The sequence below is a fragment of the Flavobacterium ajazii genome, from assembly GCF_010614725.1.
GTDB classification, from domain to species: Bacteria; Bacteroidota; Bacteroidia; order Flavobacteriales; family Flavobacteriaceae; genus Flavobacterium; species Flavobacterium ajazii.
The window spans coordinates 141679-162969 of sequence record NZ_JAAEHL010000002.1; the positions used below are offsets into that span (position 1 = coordinate 141679).

A 21291-nucleotide genomic window follows, 5' to 3' on the forward strand; every position below is an offset into this window, starting at 1 on the left:
AATAGATTATTTAGTAGGGCAAATCTATAGAATTTAACATTAACAAACCAAATTAGAACAACAAAATAATTAACAGCATACATTGTAAAAATCCTGTTAAAAAAATCAAAAATCTAAATATCAAACAATTACATTTTCAAATATCACTAAAAACCGTTAGACAAAAAAAATATTAATTATTAGTAAAATTCTTTCTTATTAATTAAAAACGACTATTTTTCATTCATTTTTTAATCAAATGGAAATATTATAACATCAAAAACAATAATTATAAAAAGACAGAGTTTTATTTTTTGTTATTTAGCAATTAATTAAATCTTAAAAATTAACATTATGAAAAAAATAATTTTAGCTACGGCTTTATTCATTGCCACATCAGCATCAATTCAGGCACAGTTATTAAAAATCGGAGTTAAAGCAGGGGTAAACCTTGCAAACCAAACAGGGGATGCTAGTTTTGATGGAATAGATTACAGCAAAGATGGAATAACCAGTTATCACGCTGGTTTAGTGGCAGAAGTTAAACTACTAGAAAAATTTTCTATTCAGCCCGAACTTTTATATTCTACACAAGGTGCAACTTATAAAAATGCTGCAGAGGAGTTTAAAAACGAATTAGGTTACTTATCTATTCCTGTAATGGCTAAATTTTATTTAAGTGATTCCTTTAGTCTTGAACTTGGACCACAGGCATCCTTTTTATTAAATCAAAAAGATGATGTAGATTTTGAAGAGCCAGAAACTTTTGAGTTTGGTCTTAACGCCGGATTAGGTTTTAAAATCACTGAAAACATTTTCATTCAGGGCCGTTATGGTTTAGGATTAACAGAAGCTTCAAAAGATGCAGATATAAAAAACTCAACCATACAGTTATCCGCTGGTTTTATGTTCTAAAATATATCACATAGTTTTACAAAAACCGTTCTATTTATTTAGAGCGGTTTTTTTATTTTTACAAAGTTCAATGGCAATTAGCAATATTAAAAATCCATTGCAATATCAAAATTCAATCCCAATATTAAACATATATGAAAATCGCTATTATCAACGGACCCAATTTGAATCTATTAGGAAAACGTGAACCTGAAGTTTACGGAAGCCAGACTTTTGAAGATTATTTTGAGATCCTAAAACAAAAATTCCCAAACGTTGAGCTTTCCTATTATCAAAGTAACATCGAAGGTGAACTAATTGGAAAAATTCAGGAATATGGTTTTACATACGACGGAATCATTTTGAATGCCGGTGCTTATACTCATACTTCAATTGGTCTGGGCGATGCGATGAAAGCCGTTACAACTCCGATTATTGAAGTACATATTTCAAATACTTATGCCCGTGAAAGCTTTAGACATCAATCCTATTTATCCGGAAATGCAAAAGGTGTCATTTTAGGTTTTGGGTTAAAAAGTTACGAGTTGGCCATTCAGTCCTTTTTGTAAATAACGATTTAAATTAATATTCTCTCGCAGATTTTGCAGAACCTAAGGTTTTTATCTAAAAATCTGCTCAATTTGCTAAATCTGCGAGAAACATAAAACATTAAGCTTTCAAATTTTAACTACTATTGCTAGCAAATTACTTCTAATATCACTTTTACAATTTAACAAATTATTAATAAGCTCAGATTCAGGTTATTCTATTTTTGTAAGACAATCCACTTACATGAAAAACATTATTTTATCTGCCCTTTTATTTTTTTCAATTTCAAATTTTGCCCAAATCAAAGGAACTATAACCGATGAAAAGGGAAATCCCCTGCCGTTTGTATCCATTTTTGAAGAGAACACCTATACCGGAACTACCTCAAACGAACAGGGAAAATATCAGTTGAATGTAAAGGAACCGGGTAAAAACAAAATCATTTTTCAGTATCTGGGTTTTAAAACCCAAAAACTCACTGTTGCTTCAGACTCAAAATCAATAATTCTTGATGTAAAAATGTCCGAAGAAAGTTTTACTTTAAACGAAGTCATTATTGACCCTAAAAATAATCCCGCAGATGCCATTATAAAAAGTGCAATTGCAAACAAAAAGGAGAATTCAGATAAAACAGGACGTTATACAGCCGACTTTTATTCGAAAGGGATGTTTAAAGTAAAAGACCTCCCTAAAAAAATTCTGGGACAAAAAGTAGATCTTGGCGAAGATATGGCATCCAATTTAGATTCAACGGGAACCGGAATTTTATATCTATCTGAAACTATTTCAAAAATCACTTTCGAAAAACCGGACAAGTTAAAAGAGAAAATAATTGCTTCTAAAATCTCTGGAAACGACAGAGGATATAGCTACAATACTGCAGCCTTATCGACTTATGATTTTTATGAGAATACCCTGGACTTCGATATCAGGCTCATTTCACCTATTGCAAATAATGCTTTCAGTTATTACAAATACAAACTTGAAGGCACTTTTTTTGACGACAATAAACATCAGATCAACAAAATTAAAGTATCTCCTAAACGTGATAAAGAACCTGTTTTTGAAGGTTACATTTATATTGTCGATGACAGTTTTGCCATTTATGCCATTGATTTAGACATCAAAGGTTACCGAATGAAAAACGAATTTACCGAAGTGATGAGTCTAAAACAGAGCTTCAGTTATAATTCTGCCAATAAAATCTGGTCCAAAAATGCACAAACCCTATCGTTTAATGCGGGCTTTTTTGGAATAAAATTTTCGGGAACTTTCAACTACGTGTATTCTAATTATGAATTTCCTGCTGCATTCGAAAAGAAAATTTTTGGAAACGAAATAGTCGCTTTTGAACTTAACGCTAATAAAAAAGACGATTTGTATTGGAATGAAATTCGTCCGATTCCGTTAACGCTTGAAGAAAGTACTGATTATGCAAAAAAAGACAGTCTGCAGACAATTAGAAAATCACAAAAATACACTGATTCTATAGATGCTAAAAACAATAAATTTAAGATTATTGATATTTTAAGAGGCTACGATTATAAAAACACATATGAGAAACATTCTTTTAAATACGAAGGTTTATTAAACTTTACTTCATTGAGTTTTAATACAGTTCAAGGCTTCAATCTTGATTCTGGATTTTCATTTAAAAAATGGAATGAGGAAAAAGGAAAAAGCACACTAATTAGTACAACCTTTAATTATGGCTTTTCAGACCAGCGTTTACGTGTAACCGGAGAATTCAGTCATCGTTTCAATACTATCAATTACGCATCAATCTGGGTTTCGGGAGGAACCAAAACTGCTCAGTTTAATGGATCCGAACCTATTACTAAATTTGTCAATTCTATAAGCTCTTTATTTTTTAAAGACAATTATATAAAATTGTACAATTTAGAATTTCTTCAGGTCAATTATGCTCAGGATATTGCAAACGGAATAAATCTCAACGCAAAAATTGCTTACGAACAACGAAAACCGCTCTTTAATACAACTGATTATTCTTTCTTTAAAAGAGATGATATTTATTCATCAAATAATCCACTGGATCCCGATGATTTTAGTACTCCCGCTTTTACTCAGCATCATTTAATTAAAGCCAATCTGAATTTGAGAATTAATTTTGGAAACAAATATATTTCAAGACCGAACGGCAGGTATAATTTCAAAGATGAAAAGTATCCAACTGTTTATTTTGCTTTTGAAAAAGCTTTTGCTGCTAGTGAAAAAAATTACGAATTCGAACGCATTGGAACTTCAATTCAATATGATTTAAAATTAGATAACAAAGGTCTTTTGGGGATGAATTTTAAGGCCGGTAAATTCTTCAATGCCAAGAACATTGCTTTTATAGATTACAGGCATTTCAACGGAAACCAGACACATATTGGCACGACAGACCGTTATCTTAATGTGTTCAATTTAATGCCTTATTATTCGAACAGCACAAACGACAGTTATTTTGAAATGCATTTGGAACACAACGATATGGGATTTGTAACCAATAAAATTCCATTAATCAATCTTTTAAAATCTACAATGAATATCGGATTTCACTCATTAGCAATTCCCGACAGAAAGCCTTATTCTGAGTTTACAGTTGGTTTAGACAATTTAGGTTTCGGAAAATTCAAATTGTTCCGAATTGATTATGTTCATTCTTATCAAGGCGGCGTTCAGCAAAACGGTGTTGTATTTGGGTTGAAAATTTTGAATGTATTAGATTAAAAAAGGTTCTAAGATAATAAGATTCTGAGGAGCTAAGTTTTTTCTCTGCAATTCCTTTGTTTAAAAACAAAAGTGTCTACAAATAAAAATCCTTAACCTTAAATCTTTATCTTTAGTTTTACGCAGATTTTACAGATTTAAGCGGATTTTCATTTTGATTCTCTTTACGTGGACTTCGACTCCGCTCAGCCTGACAAAAAAATTGATTCTAAAAAACCTTTGTCCCTTTGAAACTTTGCAACCATGAACCTCTAACAATGATAATCATCAGGTTCAATATGAATTAGAACATTTCCTAATTGAGGAATTTCTTCTTTTAGTTTATCTTGTAATTTGTGTGATAAATCATGGCCTTCTTTTACCGAAATTTTAGCAGAAACAATGGCATGAAGATCTACATGATAACGCATTCCGGCTTTTCGGATATAACACTTTTCTGTTCCAAGAATACCAGGAACTTTCAAAGCAACAACACGGATTTCTTCTACCAAATCATCATTAAGATTTTCATCCATGATTTCGCCAAGAGCCGGTCTGAAAATTTTATAGCTATTATATAAAATAAAAAATGCTGCAAAAAGTGCCGCCCAGTCATCTGCAGATTCATATCCTTTACCCATAAACAAAGCAAATGAAATTCCGATAAAGGCTGCTACAGAAGTTATTGCATCGCTTCGATGGTGCCAGGCATCCGCCGCCAAAGAAGTACTATTGGTTTGTTTGCTTCGTTTCATTACCAATCTAAAAGAATATTCTTTCCAGATTATAATCGCACCTAAAACGTACAAAGTCCACAATTTCGGTAAATCATGGGAGGTCTGAATATTAGCAATACTTTCATAACCTATAATTGTTGCCGAAGTAATTAAAAACCCAACCACCAAAAATGTAATCAGGGGCTCTGCTCGCCCATGCCCATAAGGATGATTTTCATCTGCCGGTTTATTCGAATATTTGATTCCGAACAGCACCAAAAACGATGAAAATATATCCGTGGTAGATTCGATTGCATCAGCAATCAGGGCATAAGAATTGCCAAAAAAACCTGCTAAGCCTTTTGTAAGGGCTAAGCAGGTGTTTCCGGCTATACTAAAGTATGTAGCTTTTATAGCTTTTTGTTCGTTTGTCATTCAGACTATTTTTTTTTCGCCACGAATTTCACGAAGACTAACTTTGTGTTTTCATTTCACTAATTTAAAAAACTAAATTTGTGAAATTCATGGCTAACTTTTTTAAGCTCTAACGATTTTAGCTCCAATGGCTCTTAAACGCTCATCGATACGCTCATATCCACGATCAATTTGTTCAATATTTTGGATTGTGCTTGTTCCTTTTGCTGAAAGTGCTGCAATCAACAATGAAATTCCCGCACGAATATCAGGAGAAGACATTGTAGTTGCTTTCAATTGTGATTCAAAATTATGTCCCATAACCACAGCTCTGTGCGGATCACATAACATGATTTTTGCTCCCATATCGATTAATTTATCCACAAAGAACAAACGGCTTTCGAACATTTTTTGATGAATTAAAACATCTCCTTTTGCTTGTGTTGCCACAACCAAAACAATACTTAATAAGTCAGGAGTAAAACCTGGCCATGGTGCATCAGCAATAGTCAAGATAGAACCGTCGATATCTGTTTTCACTTCGTATCCGTCTTTGTGAGCCGGAATGTAAATATCGTCGTTACGTTTTTCGATTGTAATACCTAATTTTCTGAAAGTATTCGGAATCAAACCTAAATTCTCCCAACTTACATTTTTAATCGTGATTTCGCTTTTTGTCATAGCCGCTAATCCGATCCAAGAACCGATTTCAATCATATCAGGAAGAATTCTGTGTTCACAACCACCAAGGCTTTCAACACCTTCGATAGTCAATAAGTTAGAACCAACTCCAGTGATTTTAGCTCCCATAGAGTTTAGCATTTTGCATAACTGTTGTAAGTAAGGTTCACAAGCAGCGTTGTAAACTGTTGTTTGCCCTTTTGCTAAAACCGCAGCCATTACAATGTTTGCAGTTCCGGTTACAGAAGCTTCGTCAAGGAGCATATCTGTTCCCTGAAGACCTTCTTCCGGTGATTCTACTCCGTAAAAGTGATCTTCTCTGTTGTATCTGAATTTTGCTCCAAGGTTAATAAAACCTTCAAAGTGTGTATCTAATCTACGACGACCGATTTTATCCCCTCCCGGTTTTGGAATATATCCTTTTCCGAAACGAGCCAAAAGCGGTCCAACAATCATAATAGAACCACGAAGCGCTCCTCCTTCTTTTTTAAAAGCTTCGGTTTCTAAATATCCAACATTTACTTCATCAGCCTGAAAAGTAATCGATCCTGGTTCGTTACGTTGAATTTTCACCCCTAAATTCCCCAACAAAGTGATTAATTTATTGATGTCTATAATATCAGGAATGTTATTAATTTTTACCTTCTCTCCTGTTAGAAGCACGGCACATAAAATTTGTAATGCTTCATTCTTTGCTCCTTGCGGAGTGATTTCTCCTTTTAAAGGAGTTCCTCCTTCGATTTTAAAAATTCCCATAGTTTTTTTAGGTTCTTCTTTAAGATACTAAGGTTCTTAGATTCTAAGATTCTGAGTCAAAAACTTAGTTACTTAGCAACTTAGACACTTAACAGCTTATTTGTTTTGATTGTTATTTTTCTGAAAAGGTTTTTTACCTCCTTTATTATTATTTTTATTGTTTTGAATTTTTGGCTGTCCAGGCTGTGAAATTTTATTCGACATGCGTTTGTTGGTACGCATCAAATCAGTTGTATTTAAAAGCTCCTCTGTACTTTGCAACAAATTGATTTTCCCTCCGGACAGTTCGTATAAATGTTCAAAAATCACATCATCTTTTACGGTGTCTTTGTTCCAGCTTAAGAAAGATTTTTTCATGTGGTTGGCAATAACCAAAACCAAAGCATTTTTCATTTCTCCTTCTTCCCATTTGTTAGCAACATCAATCATGTATTTAATGTTGTTTCCGTAAAATCTATACTTAGGAAAATTTTGCGGATACTGTAAAACATCCGGTTTTAGCTCCAAAACTTCTCTGGATGGAATCGGGTATGGAGATTCAACATTCAGTTTAAAATCAGACATTATAAAAAGCTGATCCCAAAGTTTATGCTGAAAATCCGGCACATCACGCAAATGCGGGTTTAAGCTTCCCATAACCTGAATGATATATTTTGCGGCTTTATTGCGCGTTTCATCATCTTCGATTGCAGTAGCCTGATCTATCAGTTTTTGTAAATGACGACCATACTCCGGAATTATTAAGCGCTGTCTTTCAGAATTGTATTCTAAATTATAGACAACATCACTCGCGGCTTCTCTTTTATATTTTTCGATCATAAGTTTATAATGAAACTATACCTTCTATTGTAGAAACTTCTTTGTATTTGCTAATCACATCATCTGAACTGTTCATAGTAACATCTACAGAAACGCTGGTAAATTTACCGGTTTTAGATTTTGTTGTTTTAATAACCGCCCCCATTCTGTCAAAAGCTTTTTGAACACGCTCAACATTATCGGCTACAGACGGCACAATAAATTTGTATAAGTATTCTGCCGGCCAGGTATTTGCGTTATCCAGCTCGACTTTTAATCTTTCATAAAATTCGGCTGTGTTTTTTTCTTTATCGTTCTCCATTCGTAATTAAAAATAAAGGCAAATATACGTTTTTGATTTCTGATTTTAGATTTTTTTTCAATCCCAAACTTCTTATTATTTTCTATTCTATAAATAATTCAAATACAAAACAATATCTCCTCTTTTAGCCCTGATTAAGGCGGCATCCTTTTATGGTGGTGTTCACCATAAAAGATAAAGCCGAAAGCAGGAACCTATGTCTGCAAAAATGCCAAATCTTTCGCTTCAGACAAATAATCTTTTTAATTATGAATAAGTTTAGGTAAATTTGCGCTTTATTTTTAGAATAGTGCAAAAAGAAATCATAGTTCTCCTTGGCGGTCCTGGCACAGGAAAATCTACGCTTATAAACGAATTAGTTGCTCGTGGCTATTGCTGCTACCCTGAAATTTCAAGAGAAGTTACACTCGAAGCCCAAAAAAGAGGTATCGAGCAATTGTTTTTGGAACAGCCTTTATTGTTCAGCGAAATGCTGCTTGAAGGTCGTATTCAGCAATTTAAAAGTGCATTAGAAGAACCTGACAACGTAGTTTTTATTGACCGCGGAATCCCTGATGTTGTTGCTTATATGGATTATATTGGCGACCAATATCCGGAGTTTTTCACAAAAGCCTGTGAAGACTACAAATATTCTAAAACTTTTATTCTGCCGCCCTGGGAAGAAATTTACGAAAGTGACACAGAACGTTATGAAAATTTTGAACAGGCGCTGGAAATCCAGAAACATCTTATTGAAACCTACAAAAAATATGGTTACGATTTAATTGAGGTCCCGAAAGACACGGTTGAAAACAGAATTCTTTATATATTAGACAAAATTTAGCAGCCTGGTTTAAAGTTGCAAAACTAGAAACTGATTTCTAAATTTTTAACTTTAACACATTGGCCATGCAGGATGCACAGGAAATTCTTTTTAAATACTGGAAACATTCCAGTTTTAGACCGCTCCAAAAAGAAATTATCGATTCGGTTTTAGAAGGTCAAGATACTTTTGCTCTGCTGCCAACCGGAGGCGGAAAATCCATTTGTTTTCAGGTTCCCGCTATGATGCGCGAAGGAATATGTCTGGTAATTTCACCTTTGATTGCCTTGATGAAAGATCAGGTAGCCAATCTTCAAAAAAGAGATATCAAAGCAATTGCACTTACTGGCGGAATTCACACGGAAGAAATCATCGATCTTCTGGATAATTGCCAATACGGAAATTACAAGTTTTTATATCTTTCGCCTGAACGTTTACAATCGGACTGGATTTTGGAACGTATAAAAAACCTTCCCATCAATTTAATTGCGATTGACGAAGCGCATTGTGTTTCGCAATGGGGACACGATTTCAGACCGGCTTATTTAAAAATTTCCGAACTTAAAAAATACTTCCCTAAAATTCCGTTTTTGGCTTTAACTGCGACTGCGACTCCAAGAGTTGTTGAAGATATTAAAACCGAATTAGGATTAAAAGACACCAGACTTTTTGAGCAGTCTTTTGAAAGAAAAAATATCGCCTACATGGTTTTTGAAGTTGAAGACAAATTATATCGTGTGGAACAGATTTTGAAGAAAAATCCACAGCCTTCTATTATATATGTACGAAACCGAAAATCGTGCCTGAACATGTCAACGCAATTACAATCATTAGGTTTTAGGGCGACGTATTATCATGGCGGTCTTTCGTCCCACGAAAAAGACAAAAACATGCAATTATGGATGTCAGAGCAGGCACAGGTTATTGTAGCCACAAATGCTTTTGGAATGGGAATTGACAAGGACAATGTAAAAACTGTTATCCATACTCAACTACCTGAGAATTTAGAAAATTATTATCAGGAATCCGGGAGAGCAGGAAGAAATGGAGAAAAAGCATTTTCTGTTTTACTTTTTAACAATTCAGATGCGAATCAGACAGAACAGCAGTTTTTAAGTATTCTTCCTGATAAAAAGTTTTTAAAAACGATGTATGTCAAATTATGCAATTATTTTCAGATTGCTTATGGCGAAGGTATCGATGATTCACATTCTTTTAAAATGAACCATTTTTGTAATAAATACGACTTCCCAACTTTAAAAACCTATAATGCTTTGCAGTTTTTAAATCAGCAGGGAATTATCACAATGTCTCAGGAATTTTCGGAAAAAGTTACGATTGAATTTTTGATTGAGTCCAAAGAAGTTATTCGATACATGAGTCTGAATCCGAATGATGAAGAAATTATTCTGGCAATTTTAAGAACGTATCCGGGCGTATATGAAATGAAAACTCCGTTAAACCTTCCGCTGATTGCAAAAAAATCTAATCATTCTGAAGAACAAATCTCTGCTGTTTTAGAAAAACTAAAAGAAAAAGAAATTATCGAATATAAATCCAAAAACAATGATGCGACTATTTTATTTAATGAAGTCCGCGAAGATGATTTGACCATTAACCGGATTTCAAAATATCTGGAAAAACAAAACAAACTGAAACAAGATCAGCTTTTATCTGTACTCCATTATATAAAGGAAGACAAAACCTGCAAGAATCGTTTGGTTTTGGATTATTTTGGAGAAGAAACTAATTCTAATTGTGGTGTCTGCTCCTACTGCATCACCCAAAAAGGTAAAATAACCGAAGCCGATTCTATTGCTGATAAAATTCTTCATTTATTAAAAACAACTGCATTAACTTCGCGGGAAATTCAGAATCAGATAAAGTTAGACACAAAAGATGTTTTAGCAGCAATTCAGGAATTATTAGAAAATAATCATATCGTTATATTAGCGAACAATAAATACACTTTAAGAACTTAATGGAAAAATTACGAATTATATTCATGGGAACTCCAGAATTTGCAGTCGGCATTCTGGACACCATCCTTAAAAACAATTATGAAGTTGTCGGTGTTATTACAGCTGCAGACAAGCCAGCAGGACGCGGACAAAAAATAAAATATTCTGCTGTAAAAGAATACGCACTCGCCAACAATCTTACCTTATTACAGCCAACGAATTTAAAAGAGGAGAATTTCTTAGCAGAATTAAAAGCTTTGAATGCTAATCTTCAAATTGTAGTCGCCTTTAGAATGTTACCGAAAGTAGTTTGGGAAATGCCATCTTTAGGAACTTTCAATCTTCATGCCTCTTTATTACCAAATTATCGCGGCGCTGCACCAATTAACTGGGCAATTATTAATGGCGAAACCAAAACCGGTGTTACGACTTTCTTTATTGATGATAAAATTGATACCGGAGCTATGATTTTGAATTCGGAAATTGCGATTGAACCACAGGAAAATGCAGGGCAATTACACGACCGACTTATGCATTTGGGAAGCACAACGGTAATTAATACTTTAAAAGTGATTGAAAACGGAAATGTTACCACAACAATTCAGGAAGACAACGACGATATCAAAACAGCTTATAAACTAAACAAAGAAAACTGCAAGATTGACTGGGAAAAATCCGGAGATGAAATCAATAATTTAATTCGAGGATTGAATCCATATCCCGCAGCCTGGTGTTTTCTGAAAGATAAAAACGAAGAACTGAGCATTAAAATATACGAAACCGTACTTATTTCAGACACTCACAGCTATGAAACAGGAAAACTGATTAACAGCAAAAAAGAAATCAAAATTGCAATAAAAGAAGGATATATTCAGTTATTAAGCCTACAATTACCAGGAAAGAAAAGAATGAAGGTAGCCGAATTATTAAACGGCACCACTTTTTCTGATGGTGCAAAAGTTTATTAAGCTCAGTAAAACAGGGGTTTGTACTTGTTTTTAGTCGACAAACAACATGTTTTATGAACAAAAAAAGCAAGTTATTAACAATTATTGCTAAAATTAAAGAAAACACTTGCACGCAACGGATTTCCTACTAAATTTGTGTATTAACAATTTTTTTAACCAACAATTAATAACTAATTATTATGAACAAATCAGAATTAATCGATGCTATCGCTGCTGATGCAGGAATTACAAAAGCTGCGGCAAAATTAGCTTTAGAGTCATTTTTAGGAAACGTAGGAGCTACTTTGAAAAAAGGCGGAAGAGTTTCATTAGTAGGTTTTGGATCATGGTCAGTGTCATCTAGAGCTGCCAGAGATGGTAGAAACCCTCAAACAGGAAAAACAATTCAAATCGCTGCTAAGAATGTTGTAAAATTCAAAGCCGGAGCTGAATTAGAAGGTGCAGTGAACTAAAAGTAAGAAGTTCCCTAAACTTATAATATAATTAAAACCTTCCCTATGGAAGGTTTTTTTGTGCGGTTTAACGATTTTATTTGGGTTTTTAAAATTTTTATGATTAAATTTAATAAAAATTGTAGCCGTATGATTTCAGAAAAATTAAAAAAAGGACACCTGCTTATTGCCGAGCCTTCAATAATTGGAGATTTATCTTTTAACAGATCGGTAATTTTATTAGCAGACCATAACAAGGAAGGATCAATAGGTTTTATCATTAACAAACCGTTAAAATACACTATTAATGATCTGATACCAGAAATTGATGCCAGTTTCAAGATATATAATGGGGGACCTGTTGAACAGGATAATCTTTATTTCATTCACAACATCCCAGAACTGATTCCCAACAGTGTAGAAATTTCAAACGGAATTTATTGGGGAGGAGATTTTGAATCAACTAAAGAATTAATAAATGACGGATCTATCCGCAAAAACAACATTCGTTTTTTCTTGGGTTATACAGGCTGGGATGAAAACCAGCTGGAGAATGAAATGCAGGGAAACTCCTGGATTATAGCTGATAACAATTATAAAAACAAAATTATCGGAAAATCAGCCACCCATTTCTGGAAGGAGCAGATTATTGAACTTGGTGGAGATTATCTCATTTGGTCGAACGCACCTGAAAACCCATATCTGAATTAATTTTCAGATATGGATTCATTTAATTTCTGCACCAATAAAAAGGCCAGATTACTTGTAAATTCTTTTTTTCGGTATTTTGTTATCGGCTGTATTCCTGTGATTACATTTGTCAGAAATAATTCATCTGCTTTTTGAAGATCAAAAGGTGAAATTATTTCTTCAGAAACCTCTACTCCTTCTAGTTTCTTAGCCAAAGTCAGGATTTGTTTACGCATAACACCGTTTAAACACCCTTCAGAAACAGGAGGTGTAATCAGTTTTTTCCCTGTTACCATAAATATATTCCCCTGTAACACTTCGACCACATTTTTAGTGTCATTCAACAAAACACAGTTCTCAAGACCATTTTCATGAGCAAAAATACTTCCCGTAACATTTATCATCTTATTGGTAGTTTTAATCGACGATAACAATTGTTTGGTGACATAGAAGTCTTTATACAAATCAACTTCATACTGACCATTATTTAAAGTATAAGAAGTAGCTTCAAGTACCGTGGCGTGAATCAGGTATGAGATTTCATTTGTCTTCGGTAAATACACCCCCCCATCATTTCTAAAAACAGTTATTCTTGCTCTAGCCGAATCTGATATCCCTATTTCCTTTACCAGTTTCAAAACTTCTTCTTCAAAATATTCCATCGTGAAATTCATCGGAATTTCCATTCTTACCACTCGCATCGAAGCCATCAGCCTGAAATAATGATCCTCCAGAAACAAAATTTTACCGTTGCTTATTTTAAGTGTTTCAAAAACCCCATCCCCATACAGAAAAGCACGATTTTGGGTTAGTAAATTATCGTTCTGCGCAACTATGTTTCCGTTAAAATTAATCATAAAAAAACCCTGAATTTTGTTCAGGGCAAATATAAGATATAAATACAGACTTTACTAAACAGAACCTATAAGATGTTTCAGGTCTGATATTTGATTCTCCCACAATTGTTTAGCTTCCCCTACTTCTTCTTTTTCCGCAAAGTCAATCACCATCAACGACACATCTTTGGTAAGCTCATCTACTAATATATGTAGCTCAAAGAAATACTCTGTATCCTTACTGCTTTCATCTACCCACTTAAATTTGACTTTTTCACCGGTTTTCTTAGATGCCAAACGTGCTTTTTCCTGCGAATCGTTCCAGATAAAAGTAAAAAATTCACCTCTTGAGTTAACATTGTCTGCAAACCATTCAGACAAACCTGAAGGAGTTGATATATATTGATACAATAATTGCGGAGAAGAATTGATCGGGAACTCTATTTCGTAACGTACTTTTGACTCCATATACTTCTTTTAATTTTTTCGAAATATAAGAATATCTGTCCAAAAACAAAGCATTTTTAAAAATATTTTTTTTTCTTCATTTTATGCTTGTAAGCTTTAATATTATTTATATCTTTGCACCCGCAATCAGGAATACAAATGATAGCAGTCCAGGCGAGGTAGCTCAGTTGGTTAGAGCGCAGGATTCATAACCCTGAGGTCACGGGTTCAACTCCCGTCCTCGCTACAAAAGGCAAAACCCTTAAACAGAAACGTTTAAGGGTTTTTTATTTAAATTAATTCTTTATTTAGCGAAGAACTTTATTAAATTAGCATCTTTACAAACTGGGATAACAATACAACATGGATATAGTCAAATTTAAAATCACATCAAAAACGATTAAAGTAGAAGTTCGTAATTCGAATAATTATGTATTTAATTTCAATACAGCTTTAGAGATTGCAAAAGAAGACAGGGATGTTCTTTTAAAATTATACAATGCACTGGATCTCCTTTTTAAAAAGGAAAATACAGGAGAGACTAAAAACTATATTTCGCCCAACCAAACCAATATACTTGACCAGATTTCAGCAGCTGATAATTTAGAGGAAGAAAAACAACCAAAACCATAAACTTATTTAACCCTGACGCAAAAACTATTTTCCTGAAATCAGCTTTTCAATTTCAACAGAAGAAATTTTTGGATTAGCCCCCGAGAATGAAGCAACCAAAGCTCCTACAGCACAAGCAAAATCAATAGCAGCTTGCGGTTGTTTTCCTGTAAGCAAAGAAGTTATTAAAGCGGCCAAAAAAGAATCACCAGCCCCTACTGTATCTACAACCTTAACAGTATAACCATCGTTTTTATACAATTCCCCTTCCCAAAACAGTAATGCACCATCTTTTCCTTTTGTCACACAAATAGACGATGTATTTGTTCGTGAAGCTATAAATTGGATATTTTCTTCAAGCGTAGTAAATGGAGATTGCCAGACTGCTGCAATTTCCTCTATTTCTTCATCATTAAATTTGATGAAATTTGCTGGAATCATCAGCTTTTCTAAAACCTCATACGAATAATGAGGTTTTCGCAAATTGACATCAAACACTTTATAAACTTCGTTTTGCAATAATATTTCCAATGATTTACGGGACACTTCATCCCTGCATACCAAACTTCCGTAAATTAAAACACTAGCATTTCCAACCAAAATTTTAGCATAATCATCTAAAACGATTTTATCCCAGGCTGAAGGATATTTAATTTCATAAGAAGCAGAACCATTTCTATCTAATATTACATTTACCAAACCTGTAGGATATGTGTCGGATTGTAAAATAGCATTCGTCTCAATCCCTAAAATTTCTATTTCACGAAGAATTGTAGCTCCATCTTGATCCTGCCCAACACTGCTGATCATTGAAACTTCACAGCCGAAGCTTTTCATTCGCAAAGCAACGTTTAGCGGAGCCCCACCGATCTTTTTTTTATTTTCAAAAACATCCCAAAGAATTTCCCCAAAGGCTACTGCTTTTATTTTTTTATTACTATCCATTTAATTTTTTTCTAAAATTACGATTTAAAATAAAAAAACTATTCTATTTCATAAACATTAAACAGTCTAGCGCATAAAAAAAAGGGAATATCCATTAACTGAACATTCCCTTTTGATATTTTTTAGAACTAAATTAGTTCACCAATACTTTTACTGATTTTACACCTTCTACAGATTGTGCTTTAACAATATAAAAACCACTATTAACATCCAAACCTGTATCTTCGTTAACTTCAATGGATTTTACTAACGCCCCAAGTACATTATAAATATTTACTTTGGTAGTAGATTTCACATCTGATAAAAATATTTTACCATTATTAGCATAAATATTTACATTATTCACTTCTGTAAAGGTTTGAGTTCCTAAAACAGCATTAGTAACATCCGATTCATAAATTCTATAAACATTTAACTTACTTACAGGATCATATAAAACATAATCTCCAGTTGTACCTGCAGTTATATGAATAACATAAGATTGAGTAAGATTTCCAGTAACAACAAACGAATCTGCCGCTGTTGGACCAGCAACAGTAAACGATGCACTTGTAGAACCTGATGTAGCATCAGAAGAAACAAAAATCGTCAACTTATCTCCAGCTGTTAAAGCAAATTTAAAATTATATTTATTAGTAGCATTTCCAACTGCATTAGATGCTAAACGTCCAATAGAACTTGGAGTCGGAGTAAAAGCTGGAGAAACTCCTACAGTTCCATCATAACGAGTCAATGCCGTATTATCCGTTCTTAATCTAGCAGATCCACCAGGAGTAAACGTTAATTTCCCTACAGTAAAAGTGGTATTAAGCACATTATTTGTACTTGCAGCATTAGGCACTGTTGGATTAGTACCTGTACCAGGACCATACAACGCATTGATAACACTTACCGAAGTAAGATTAGTATATCCAGCTATAGTTGCACCTCCAAAATCGTAAACATTTTGGGCGCTAATAGAAGATGCCGTAAATAAGATAATAGAAGCAAAATAAAGTAATTTTCTTTTCATAATTTATAGTTTTTATAGTTTATTAATAATCCATTTGTAATCGATTGCATAAAAATAGCTTTTTTTTATTAACCATAAAAATTTTCGTAAATATTTTTACACATACTATTTTAAATTCGTTAATTATTCATTTTATTACAAATTACAAACAAAACAACAAAAAAAGCAAGCCTGAGACAAAACTCAGACCTGCTTTAGAATAAATTTAAATTTATAAATATTAATGCGTAATCACTTTTACTGATTTTTGACCATCAGCAGCTTTAATTACTACAATCCAAACACCGTTTTGAAATTCAAAGTCGATATCCTGACTTGTTTTAAATGATTTCACTTTAGCTCCGGTAATACTATAAATCGCTACAGCAGTTTCAGATTTTACATTTGAAACTGTAATTCTGTTTTGGTATCCAACTACATTCACAGCAGAAGTTGGCGTATTGTCTTTTACTCCTAAGTTTTCGTTAGAAATTAATTGCGGTAACGGGTCCCAATTATCGCTTCCTTTTGTAAAATTAAATGTAGTAATTGCCGTACCATCATTTAAAACAGGACTACTTAACACAGGGGTAGTCCAACCAGCACGACTTGAACTGTTATTTGCTCCAGAATTTTCAATAGTCCCATATTCATACATTTGAAGAGATTGCGCAGAATTTAGAGAATTTAACCATCCAAGAGGAATAATTAGTGACTGACCTACATTTCCTGGAAAAGCAGATGCTTCTATTGTTGTATTATAAAAAACAACTTCGCTAGTAGTAGGAGCCCATGGGCGTCCAAAATAACCTGGCTTGGAACCGCTGGCAGATGCCGTTTCAGTTCCCGGAACAGCAGAAGTAACCTTACATTCGTACATTAAATATCCTCTTCCTGTTAATTGCTGCGGAGCAGTGATGTAACAAACATCGCTACTAACATCGCTAGTATTCATTGCCAAGTCTGTTTTGTAGAATACAGCGTTCATTCCACCAAAAATATAATCTGTACCTCCCATCATCACTCCTTTGTACACTACCACTCTTGACCCTGTACCGCCAAAGAAAGAATCTTGACGACCTACTACTCTACATTTATTTAAAACTACTTTATCAATATTATTAGCAATAGCTAATGCAGCTGCTCTTTCAACAAATGATTTGTTCTGAACAACAGTACTTCCATAAGTTGTTGGACGAACTCCTTTATTTTCTAATCCAAGCTCTACTATATCCTGAGACTCTTTTAATGAGATATACTGATTATACGAATTTTCAAAAATAATATCGTTAGCTTCAAAACCATTTGCAGTCACTACAACGGTAGCATTCCAATAAGAACCGTTTGTAGTTCCGGCACCAGCATTTGTATAAGTTAAGGAACCATTTTCCTTATTCACTCTTAACACGTCGGCATCCCATTTTTGGTTTTTCATACTATAATAATTGTATCCATGACCATAATAAGAGGTGATTCTAACTGATGAACTTCCAATATCAACACCTTTATTCAATAGCTCAATAGTTGGAGTTGAAGCGGCATTTTTCAAAGTCACATTCGCCTGATTTATCACTAGCATTTCTTCATAATTCCCCGGATCAACCATAATCGTTACACGCTCCGTAGCTGTACGCGTCATTCTTGTAACATCTGCAAGTGCTGCATTAATAGTTTTATAGGGTTTGTCTGTACCTACTGCTAACACCGAAGCATAAGGCAAACTACTTGTTGAAGCTGGAGCCACAAAATCAAGTGTTTTAGAAACAGCAGCATTATTAACTTTTAAATTAGACGTTAGCGTCATCACAACTACACTATTATCTAATCCAGTATAAGAAATGCTATATGTTCCATTACGTAAAGCTATTCCTGAAACTGAATTAAAATTATAGACATAACCGCTTTCGTTTAAGTTTGTGAAAGTCAATTTCAAATTACTAATTTGCGTAGCATCCAAACCTGTAGTATTAATTGTAACAGGGTACGTTTGTTTTGGTGTAAATGCTAAATCAGCATTTGTTGCTGCAGTTAGAGTAACTGTATTTGCCAACAATTCATAATCGTTTACACCTTGGCCTGAAATTGTATACTGTGTATTTGGCTCCAGTTTTACACTATACGTAGAATTTCCATTATTTACAACCGGTTTAGGAACATAAATTTTATTTGCTGCAGGATCTGCCACATACGTTAGCCCGGTAAGTTTCGAAATATCTGAACCTAATCCTGTAATAGCCCCTGATACAGTATATGTATCCACTGCCTTAACCATCAAATTATGACTAGTAGTTGTATTGGTAACCGATAAAGTGGCACCGCTGTTAATAACATAATCATTAGCATTTACTAAAGTTATTTTATAGTCAAAACCAGAAGGCAAACTTACATTGTACGAACCTGAAGCAACAGGAACTGTCCATGATTTTCCGGCTAAATTTGTAAACATCAATGAATAACCGGAGATTCCGGCAGCCAAAGTTTCATCAATTGTACCTGTAATATTAATATAAGTTGCAGGTTTTCTTAAAATCCTGTAAAAGCTTCCTTTTCCTTGCGTACAGTAAATTTTAAAAGTTCCTCCTTGTTTCGCAACAAACTTTGCTTCCGTTACTGAAGACGAAGATTCTGTAACAGCAAATTTTTCAACTTGTAAAACTCCATTTGAAACACTTAACTCTCCAGGTTGAGCATCAACCCTACAAACAACTGTTACTTCATCATCTTCATTCAATTTCAAATCAAAATATCTGTTCGTCCCTGTTGTTGTCCCATTACAATACACTCTACCAGTATATCCTGCTGCTGAAGTTCCTAAAGCAGAATCATAACGAGTTAAACCTGTGTTTGATGTTCTTAATCGATCTGAAGTATTACCAACCCAAGTTAGATCGCCAACGGTAAAAGGCGTAGGCAACGCAAAACCTGAACTACCTACCGTTATAGACGAGGAATACCATCCGTTAATAATATCCACAGTTAATTGTTTCGTATATAAATTAGAATCATCAAACGGTGTAGTTGTTACTACTGGCTGCCCTAGAGCCCCAAAGTCCCAAACATCGGTTTTTTGGGCATAAGTAAACGATACAGAAAACAGTATCGTAATAAGCAATAAACGTAATTTTGTTTTCATAAAAAGTGGTTAAAAAAATTAGTAAATTTTTGATTGTTTATTATTAATGGTTAATATTTAAATCCGTTGGCTTTATCATGGTAAACTAATAAACCAACGGATTCTTTTTATTTTCTAAAATTCAAAAGCACCTAAATCAGGCAATGCTCCATTAAAAGGCAGTCCAACATCTACTCCTTTATTAATCATATCACTGTCTGACTTTAAGTGAAAGAAAGTTACATCCGGCAAACTGCCATCTGCTTTTCTAGCTCCCAGTAACTGAGCATAATCAATACTGTTAAAATCATCCGCTGTGACTGTTATTCCGTTTTGCCAACTGTTATTTGTACTATCCACAACATCAGCCAAAGTTGTTCCGTAAGCACCTAAAACATTACTGTTTTTAATAATAAGTTTTGCCAACGGATTCGTGCTGCTGAAAGAATAATTTCTACCGTTGTCATAAGCCGAGCAATTATAAATGGTAACTTCTCCTCTGTTACTATTATGATCAAAACCATCAGCAACATTTCCTGCTGCTATACAGTTGGTATATTTTGCATTATGTTTCAATAGTTTGTCATCACTACCCCCTGTCTTAAAGCCATTTCCGTCTCCGGCTCCTTTACTTCCATCTTTAAGATAACCATTTTTAACTGCCCAACAATTTTGGTATGTTGTAGAAATATTATCAGCACCTCTCAGATAACCATCCCATCCATCATCCAGGTTTTGCCATGCACGGCATCCTATAAATTTGTTACCGGTACCTGCATTTAGCTTACAGGCAAAACCATCAGCGTTTTCAAGACTTGAATCAGCATTGAAATAAGAATCACAATTCAGAATTGTATTATTTGCCGCACCGTTATCCAATTGTAATCCTGAATCTGAACATTCTGAAAAAGTCATGAACTCAATTATATTATTGTTCCCTGTAATCTGCATTCCATTGTCACCGGCATTATAAATATCAATTCCTTTGAAATGCCAGTAATTTGCTTTTAAAACAATACCCTGATTAGAAGAACTTTCAGTCATAGCAGAAAAATCGAATTTTGGTCTTACTGCTCCATCTTTCGCTTTAAGCGTAATTATTTTATCTGAAGTACCAGAAGTGCTTATCGTGATTTTTGAGGTCATTGCATATGTTCCACCATTCAAAACAATCGTTTCACCTGCCTTAACTTTACCAAGAGCCGTATTCAATTCAGCAACTGTTGAGACCTCGTAATCAGCTACTGGAGTAGTTGAAAAACCTGTAATATTAATCACTTTAGTAGCAATAACAGCACTTTTATCATTTGCCGTAGCTGTTACGGTAATAGTTCCGTTTTTCTTTGCTGTAATTAAACCCGTAGAAGAAACATCTGCAACTGCTGCATCAGAAACTTTCCATGAAACCGATTTATCTGTTGCGTTATCCGGTATTACTTTGGCAGTCATTTGACCAGTCCCACCTGAAGTTATATCCGCTCCCTGAATTTCGATATTCTGAACCAATACAGTCGAAACTTCACTAGCAGAATCATCGTCTTTTTGACACGAAATCAAAGCGAATAATACTAAAAGCCTAAAAATTGTCTTTATACTCATTTCAAAATCAAATCTAATTAATAAGATGTTTTTTACTAAAAAAGGCATGCGTAAACGTTTAAATTCAGCATGCCTT

Annotated in this window: 19 protein-coding genes and 1 tRNA gene; 10 read left to right on the top strand and 10 right to left on the bottom strand. The window is 34.0% G+C overall.

Going from position 1 to position 21291, the window contains the following annotated elements:
* The first annotated feature begins 333 nt into the window (after positions 1-333).
* The 3 genes from GWR14_RS03260 (at position 334) to GWR14_RS03270 (ending at position 4155) form a co-directional block, all read left to right on the top strand.
* Positions 334-894, top strand: a complete 561-nt coding sequence (locus GWR14_RS03260; RefSeq protein WP_163407624.1) for a porin family protein — start codon at positions 334-336, stop codon at positions 892-894.
* 134 nt (positions 895-1028) lie between these two features.
* Positions 1029-1442 (top strand): type II 3-dehydroquinate dehydratase, encoded by a 414-nt coding sequence (gene aroQ / locus GWR14_RS03265; RefSeq protein ID WP_163407625.1) that lies wholly within the window; start codon positions 1029-1031, stop codon positions 1440-1442.
* Between the two features lie 223 nt (positions 1443-1665).
* Positions 1666-4155 carry a DUF5686 and carboxypeptidase regulatory-like domain-containing protein gene (locus GWR14_RS03270; RefSeq protein WP_163407626.1) on the top strand — a complete coding sequence of 830 codons (2490 nt, stop codon included), beginning with the start codon at positions 1666-1668 and terminating at the stop codon, positions 4153-4155.
* 251 nt (positions 4156-4406) lie between these two features.
* Here GWR14_RS03270 and GWR14_RS03275 read toward each other — a convergent pair whose 3' ends face one another.
* The 4 genes from GWR14_RS03275 to GWR14_RS03290 all read right to left on the bottom strand — a co-directional run bounded on the left by GWR14_RS03275 (position 4407) and on the right by GWR14_RS03290 (position 7821).
* Positions 4407-5285, bottom strand: a complete 879-nt coding sequence (locus tag GWR14_RS03275) for a cation diffusion facilitator family transporter (protein WP_163407627.1) — start codon at positions 5283-5285, stop codon at positions 4407-4409.
* Between the two features lie 102 nt (positions 5286-5387).
* Positions 5388-6701 (bottom strand): UDP-N-acetylglucosamine 1-carboxyvinyltransferase, encoded by a 1314-nt coding sequence (gene murA, locus GWR14_RS03280; protein WP_163407628.1) that lies wholly within the window; start codon positions 6699-6701, stop codon positions 5388-5390.
* Between the two features lie 96 nt (positions 6702-6797).
* Positions 6798-7520: a DUF4290 domain-containing protein gene (locus tag GWR14_RS03285; protein WP_163407629.1), complete on the bottom strand. Its 723-nt coding sequence runs from the start codon at positions 7518-7520 to the stop codon at positions 6798-6800.
* Between the two features lie 4 nt (positions 7521-7524).
* Positions 7525-7821 carry a DUF493 family protein gene (locus GWR14_RS03290; RefSeq protein ID WP_163407630.1) on the bottom strand — a complete coding sequence of 99 codons (297 nt, stop codon included), beginning with the start codon at positions 7819-7821 and terminating at the stop codon, positions 7525-7527.
* A 289-nt stretch (positions 7822-8110) separates the two neighbouring features.
* On the opposite strand from GWR14_RS03290, the gene GWR14_RS03295 reads away from it, so the two are divergent.
* The 5 genes from GWR14_RS03295 (at position 8111) to GWR14_RS03315 (ending at position 12694) form a co-directional block, all read left to right on the top strand.
* Positions 8111-8644 carry an AAA family ATPase gene (locus GWR14_RS03295; RefSeq protein WP_163407631.1) on the top strand — a complete coding sequence of 178 codons (534 nt, stop codon included), beginning with the start codon at positions 8111-8113 and terminating at the stop codon, positions 8642-8644.
* A gap of 65 nt (positions 8645-8709) precedes the next feature.
* On the top strand, positions 8710-10605 hold the full coding sequence (locus GWR14_RS03300; protein ID WP_163407632.1) for a RecQ family ATP-dependent DNA helicase: 1896 nt from the start codon (positions 8710-8712) through the stop codon (positions 10603-10605).
* The gene (gene fmt / locus GWR14_RS03305; RefSeq protein WP_163407633.1) at positions 10605-11552 is read left to right on the top strand and encodes a methionyl-tRNA formyltransferase; all 948 of its coding nucleotides are present in this window, start codon (positions 10605-10607) and stop codon (positions 11550-11552) included. Before GWR14_RS03300 ends, fmt begins: the two co-directional genes overlap by 1 nt.
* Positions 11553-11731: 179 nt before the next feature.
* Complete coding sequence (locus tag GWR14_RS03310; protein WP_163407634.1) at positions 11732-12004, top strand: HU family DNA-binding protein; 273 nt, start codon at positions 11732-11734, stop codon at positions 12002-12004.
* A gap of 129 nt (positions 12005-12133) precedes the next feature.
* Positions 12134-12694 carry a YqgE/AlgH family protein gene (locus tag GWR14_RS03315; RefSeq protein WP_163407635.1) on the top strand — a complete coding sequence of 187 codons (561 nt, stop codon included), beginning with the start codon at positions 12134-12136 and terminating at the stop codon, positions 12692-12694.
* Here the strand turns inward: GWR14_RS03315 and GWR14_RS03320 are convergent.
* Entirely contained in the window at positions 12691-13530 is an 840-nt protein-coding gene (locus GWR14_RS03320) for an aminotransferase class IV (RefSeq protein WP_163407636.1), read from the bottom strand. The two genes, GWR14_RS03315 and GWR14_RS03320, sit on opposite strands and share 4 nt — an antisense overlap.
* Before the next feature lie 54 nt (positions 13531-13584).
* On the bottom strand, positions 13585-13977 hold the full coding sequence (locus GWR14_RS03325; RefSeq protein ID WP_163407637.1) for an START-like domain-containing protein: 393 nt from the start codon (positions 13975-13977) through the stop codon (positions 13585-13587).
* Between the two features lie 152 nt (positions 13978-14129).
* Between GWR14_RS03325 and GWR14_RS03330 the strand changes: the two genes are divergently transcribed.
* A tRNA-Met gene (locus GWR14_RS03330) sits at positions 14130-14203 on the top strand.
* Between the two features lie 116 nt (positions 14204-14319).
* Positions 14320-14589 (top strand): hypothetical protein, encoded by a 270-nt coding sequence (locus GWR14_RS03335; protein WP_163407638.1) that lies wholly within the window; start codon positions 14320-14322, stop codon positions 14587-14589.
* Between the two features lie 24 nt (positions 14590-14613).
* On the opposite strand, the gene GWR14_RS03340 is transcribed toward GWR14_RS03335, so the two are convergent.
* The 4 genes from GWR14_RS03340 to GWR14_RS03355 all read right to left on the bottom strand — a co-directional run bounded on the left by GWR14_RS03340 (position 14614) and on the right by GWR14_RS03355 (position 21263).
* Complete coding sequence (locus tag GWR14_RS03340; protein WP_163407639.1) at positions 14614-15513, bottom strand: carbohydrate kinase family protein; 900 nt, start codon at positions 15511-15513, stop codon at positions 14614-14616.
* A gap of 133 nt (positions 15514-15646) precedes the next feature.
* The gene (locus tag GWR14_RS03345; protein ID WP_163407640.1) at positions 15647-16525 is read right to left on the bottom strand and encodes a T9SS type A sorting domain-containing protein; all 879 of its coding nucleotides are present in this window, start codon (positions 16523-16525) and stop codon (positions 15647-15649) included.
* A 220-nt stretch (positions 16526-16745) separates the two neighbouring features.
* Entirely contained in the window at positions 16746-19637 is a 2892-nt protein-coding gene (locus GWR14_RS03350) for a pectinesterase family protein (RefSeq protein WP_163407641.1), read from the bottom strand.
* Between the two features lie 114 nt (positions 19638-19751).
* Positions 19752-21263 carry a right-handed parallel beta-helix repeat-containing protein gene (locus GWR14_RS03355; RefSeq protein ID WP_163407642.1) on the bottom strand — a complete coding sequence of 504 codons (1512 nt, stop codon included), beginning with the start codon at positions 21261-21263 and terminating at the stop codon, positions 19752-19754.
* Between the last annotated feature and the right edge of the window lie 28 nt (positions 21264-21291).

What these genes read in the sequence shown, in the direction of transcription:
- GWR14_RS03260 (WP_163407624.1), top strand. Translation starts at nt 334, where the DNA reads ATGAAAAAAATAATTTTAGCTACGGCTTTATTCATTGCCACATCAGCA.
- aroQ (WP_163407625.1), top strand. Translation starts at nt 1,029, where the DNA reads ATGAAAATCGCTATTATCAACGGACCCAATTTGAATCTATTAGGAAAA.
- GWR14_RS03270 (WP_163407626.1), top strand. Translation starts at nt 1,666, where the DNA reads ATGAAAAACATTATTTTATCTGCCCTTTTATTTTTTTCAATTTCAAAT.
- GWR14_RS03275 (WP_163407627.1), bottom strand. Translation starts at nt 5,285, where the DNA reads ATGACAAACGAACAAAAAGCTATAAAAGCTACATACTTTAGTATAGCC.
- murA (WP_163407628.1), bottom strand. Translation starts at nt 6,701, where the DNA reads ATGGGAATTTTTAAAATCGAAGGAGGAACTCCTTTAAAAGGAGAAATC.
- GWR14_RS03285 (WP_163407629.1), bottom strand. Translation starts at nt 7,520, where the DNA reads ATGATCGAAAAATATAAAAGAGAAGCCGCGAGTGATGTTGTCTATAAT.
- GWR14_RS03290 (WP_163407630.1), bottom strand. Translation starts at nt 7,821, where the DNA reads ATGGAGAACGATAAAGAAAAAAACACAGCCGAATTTTATGAAAGATTA.
- GWR14_RS03300 (WP_163407632.1), top strand. Translation starts at nt 8,710, where the DNA reads ATGCAGGATGCACAGGAAATTCTTTTTAAATACTGGAAACATTCCAGT.
- fmt (WP_163407633.1), top strand. Translation starts at nt 10,605, where the DNA reads ATGGAAAAATTACGAATTATATTCATGGGAACTCCAGAATTTGCAGTC.
- GWR14_RS03310 (WP_163407634.1), top strand. Translation starts at nt 11,732, where the DNA reads ATGAACAAATCAGAATTAATCGATGCTATCGCTGCTGATGCAGGAATT.
- GWR14_RS03315 (WP_163407635.1), top strand. Translation starts at nt 12,134, where the DNA reads ATGATTTCAGAAAAATTAAAAAAAGGACACCTGCTTATTGCCGAGCCT.
- GWR14_RS03320 (WP_163407636.1), bottom strand. Translation starts at nt 13,530, where the DNA reads ATGATTAATTTTAACGGAAACATAGTTGCGCAGAACGATAATTTACTA.
- GWR14_RS03325 (WP_163407637.1), bottom strand. Translation starts at nt 13,977, where the DNA reads ATGGAGTCAAAAGTACGTTACGAAATAGAGTTCCCGATCAATTCTTCT.
- GWR14_RS03335 (WP_163407638.1), top strand. Translation starts at nt 14,320, where the DNA reads ATGGATATAGTCAAATTTAAAATCACATCAAAAACGATTAAAGTAGAA.
- GWR14_RS03340 (WP_163407639.1), bottom strand. Translation starts at nt 15,513, where the DNA reads ATGGATAGTAATAAAAAAATAAAAGCAGTAGCCTTTGGGGAAATTCTT.
- GWR14_RS03345 (WP_163407640.1), bottom strand. Translation starts at nt 16,525, where the DNA reads ATGAAAAGAAAATTACTTTATTTTGCTTCTATTATCTTATTTACGGCA.
- GWR14_RS03350 (WP_163407641.1), bottom strand. Translation starts at nt 19,637, where the DNA reads ATGAAAACAAAATTACGTTTATTGCTTATTACGATACTGTTTTCTGTA.
- GWR14_RS03355 (WP_163407642.1), bottom strand. Translation starts at nt 21,263, where the DNA reads ATGCCTTTTTTAGTAAAAAACATCTTATTAATTAGATTTGATTTTGAA.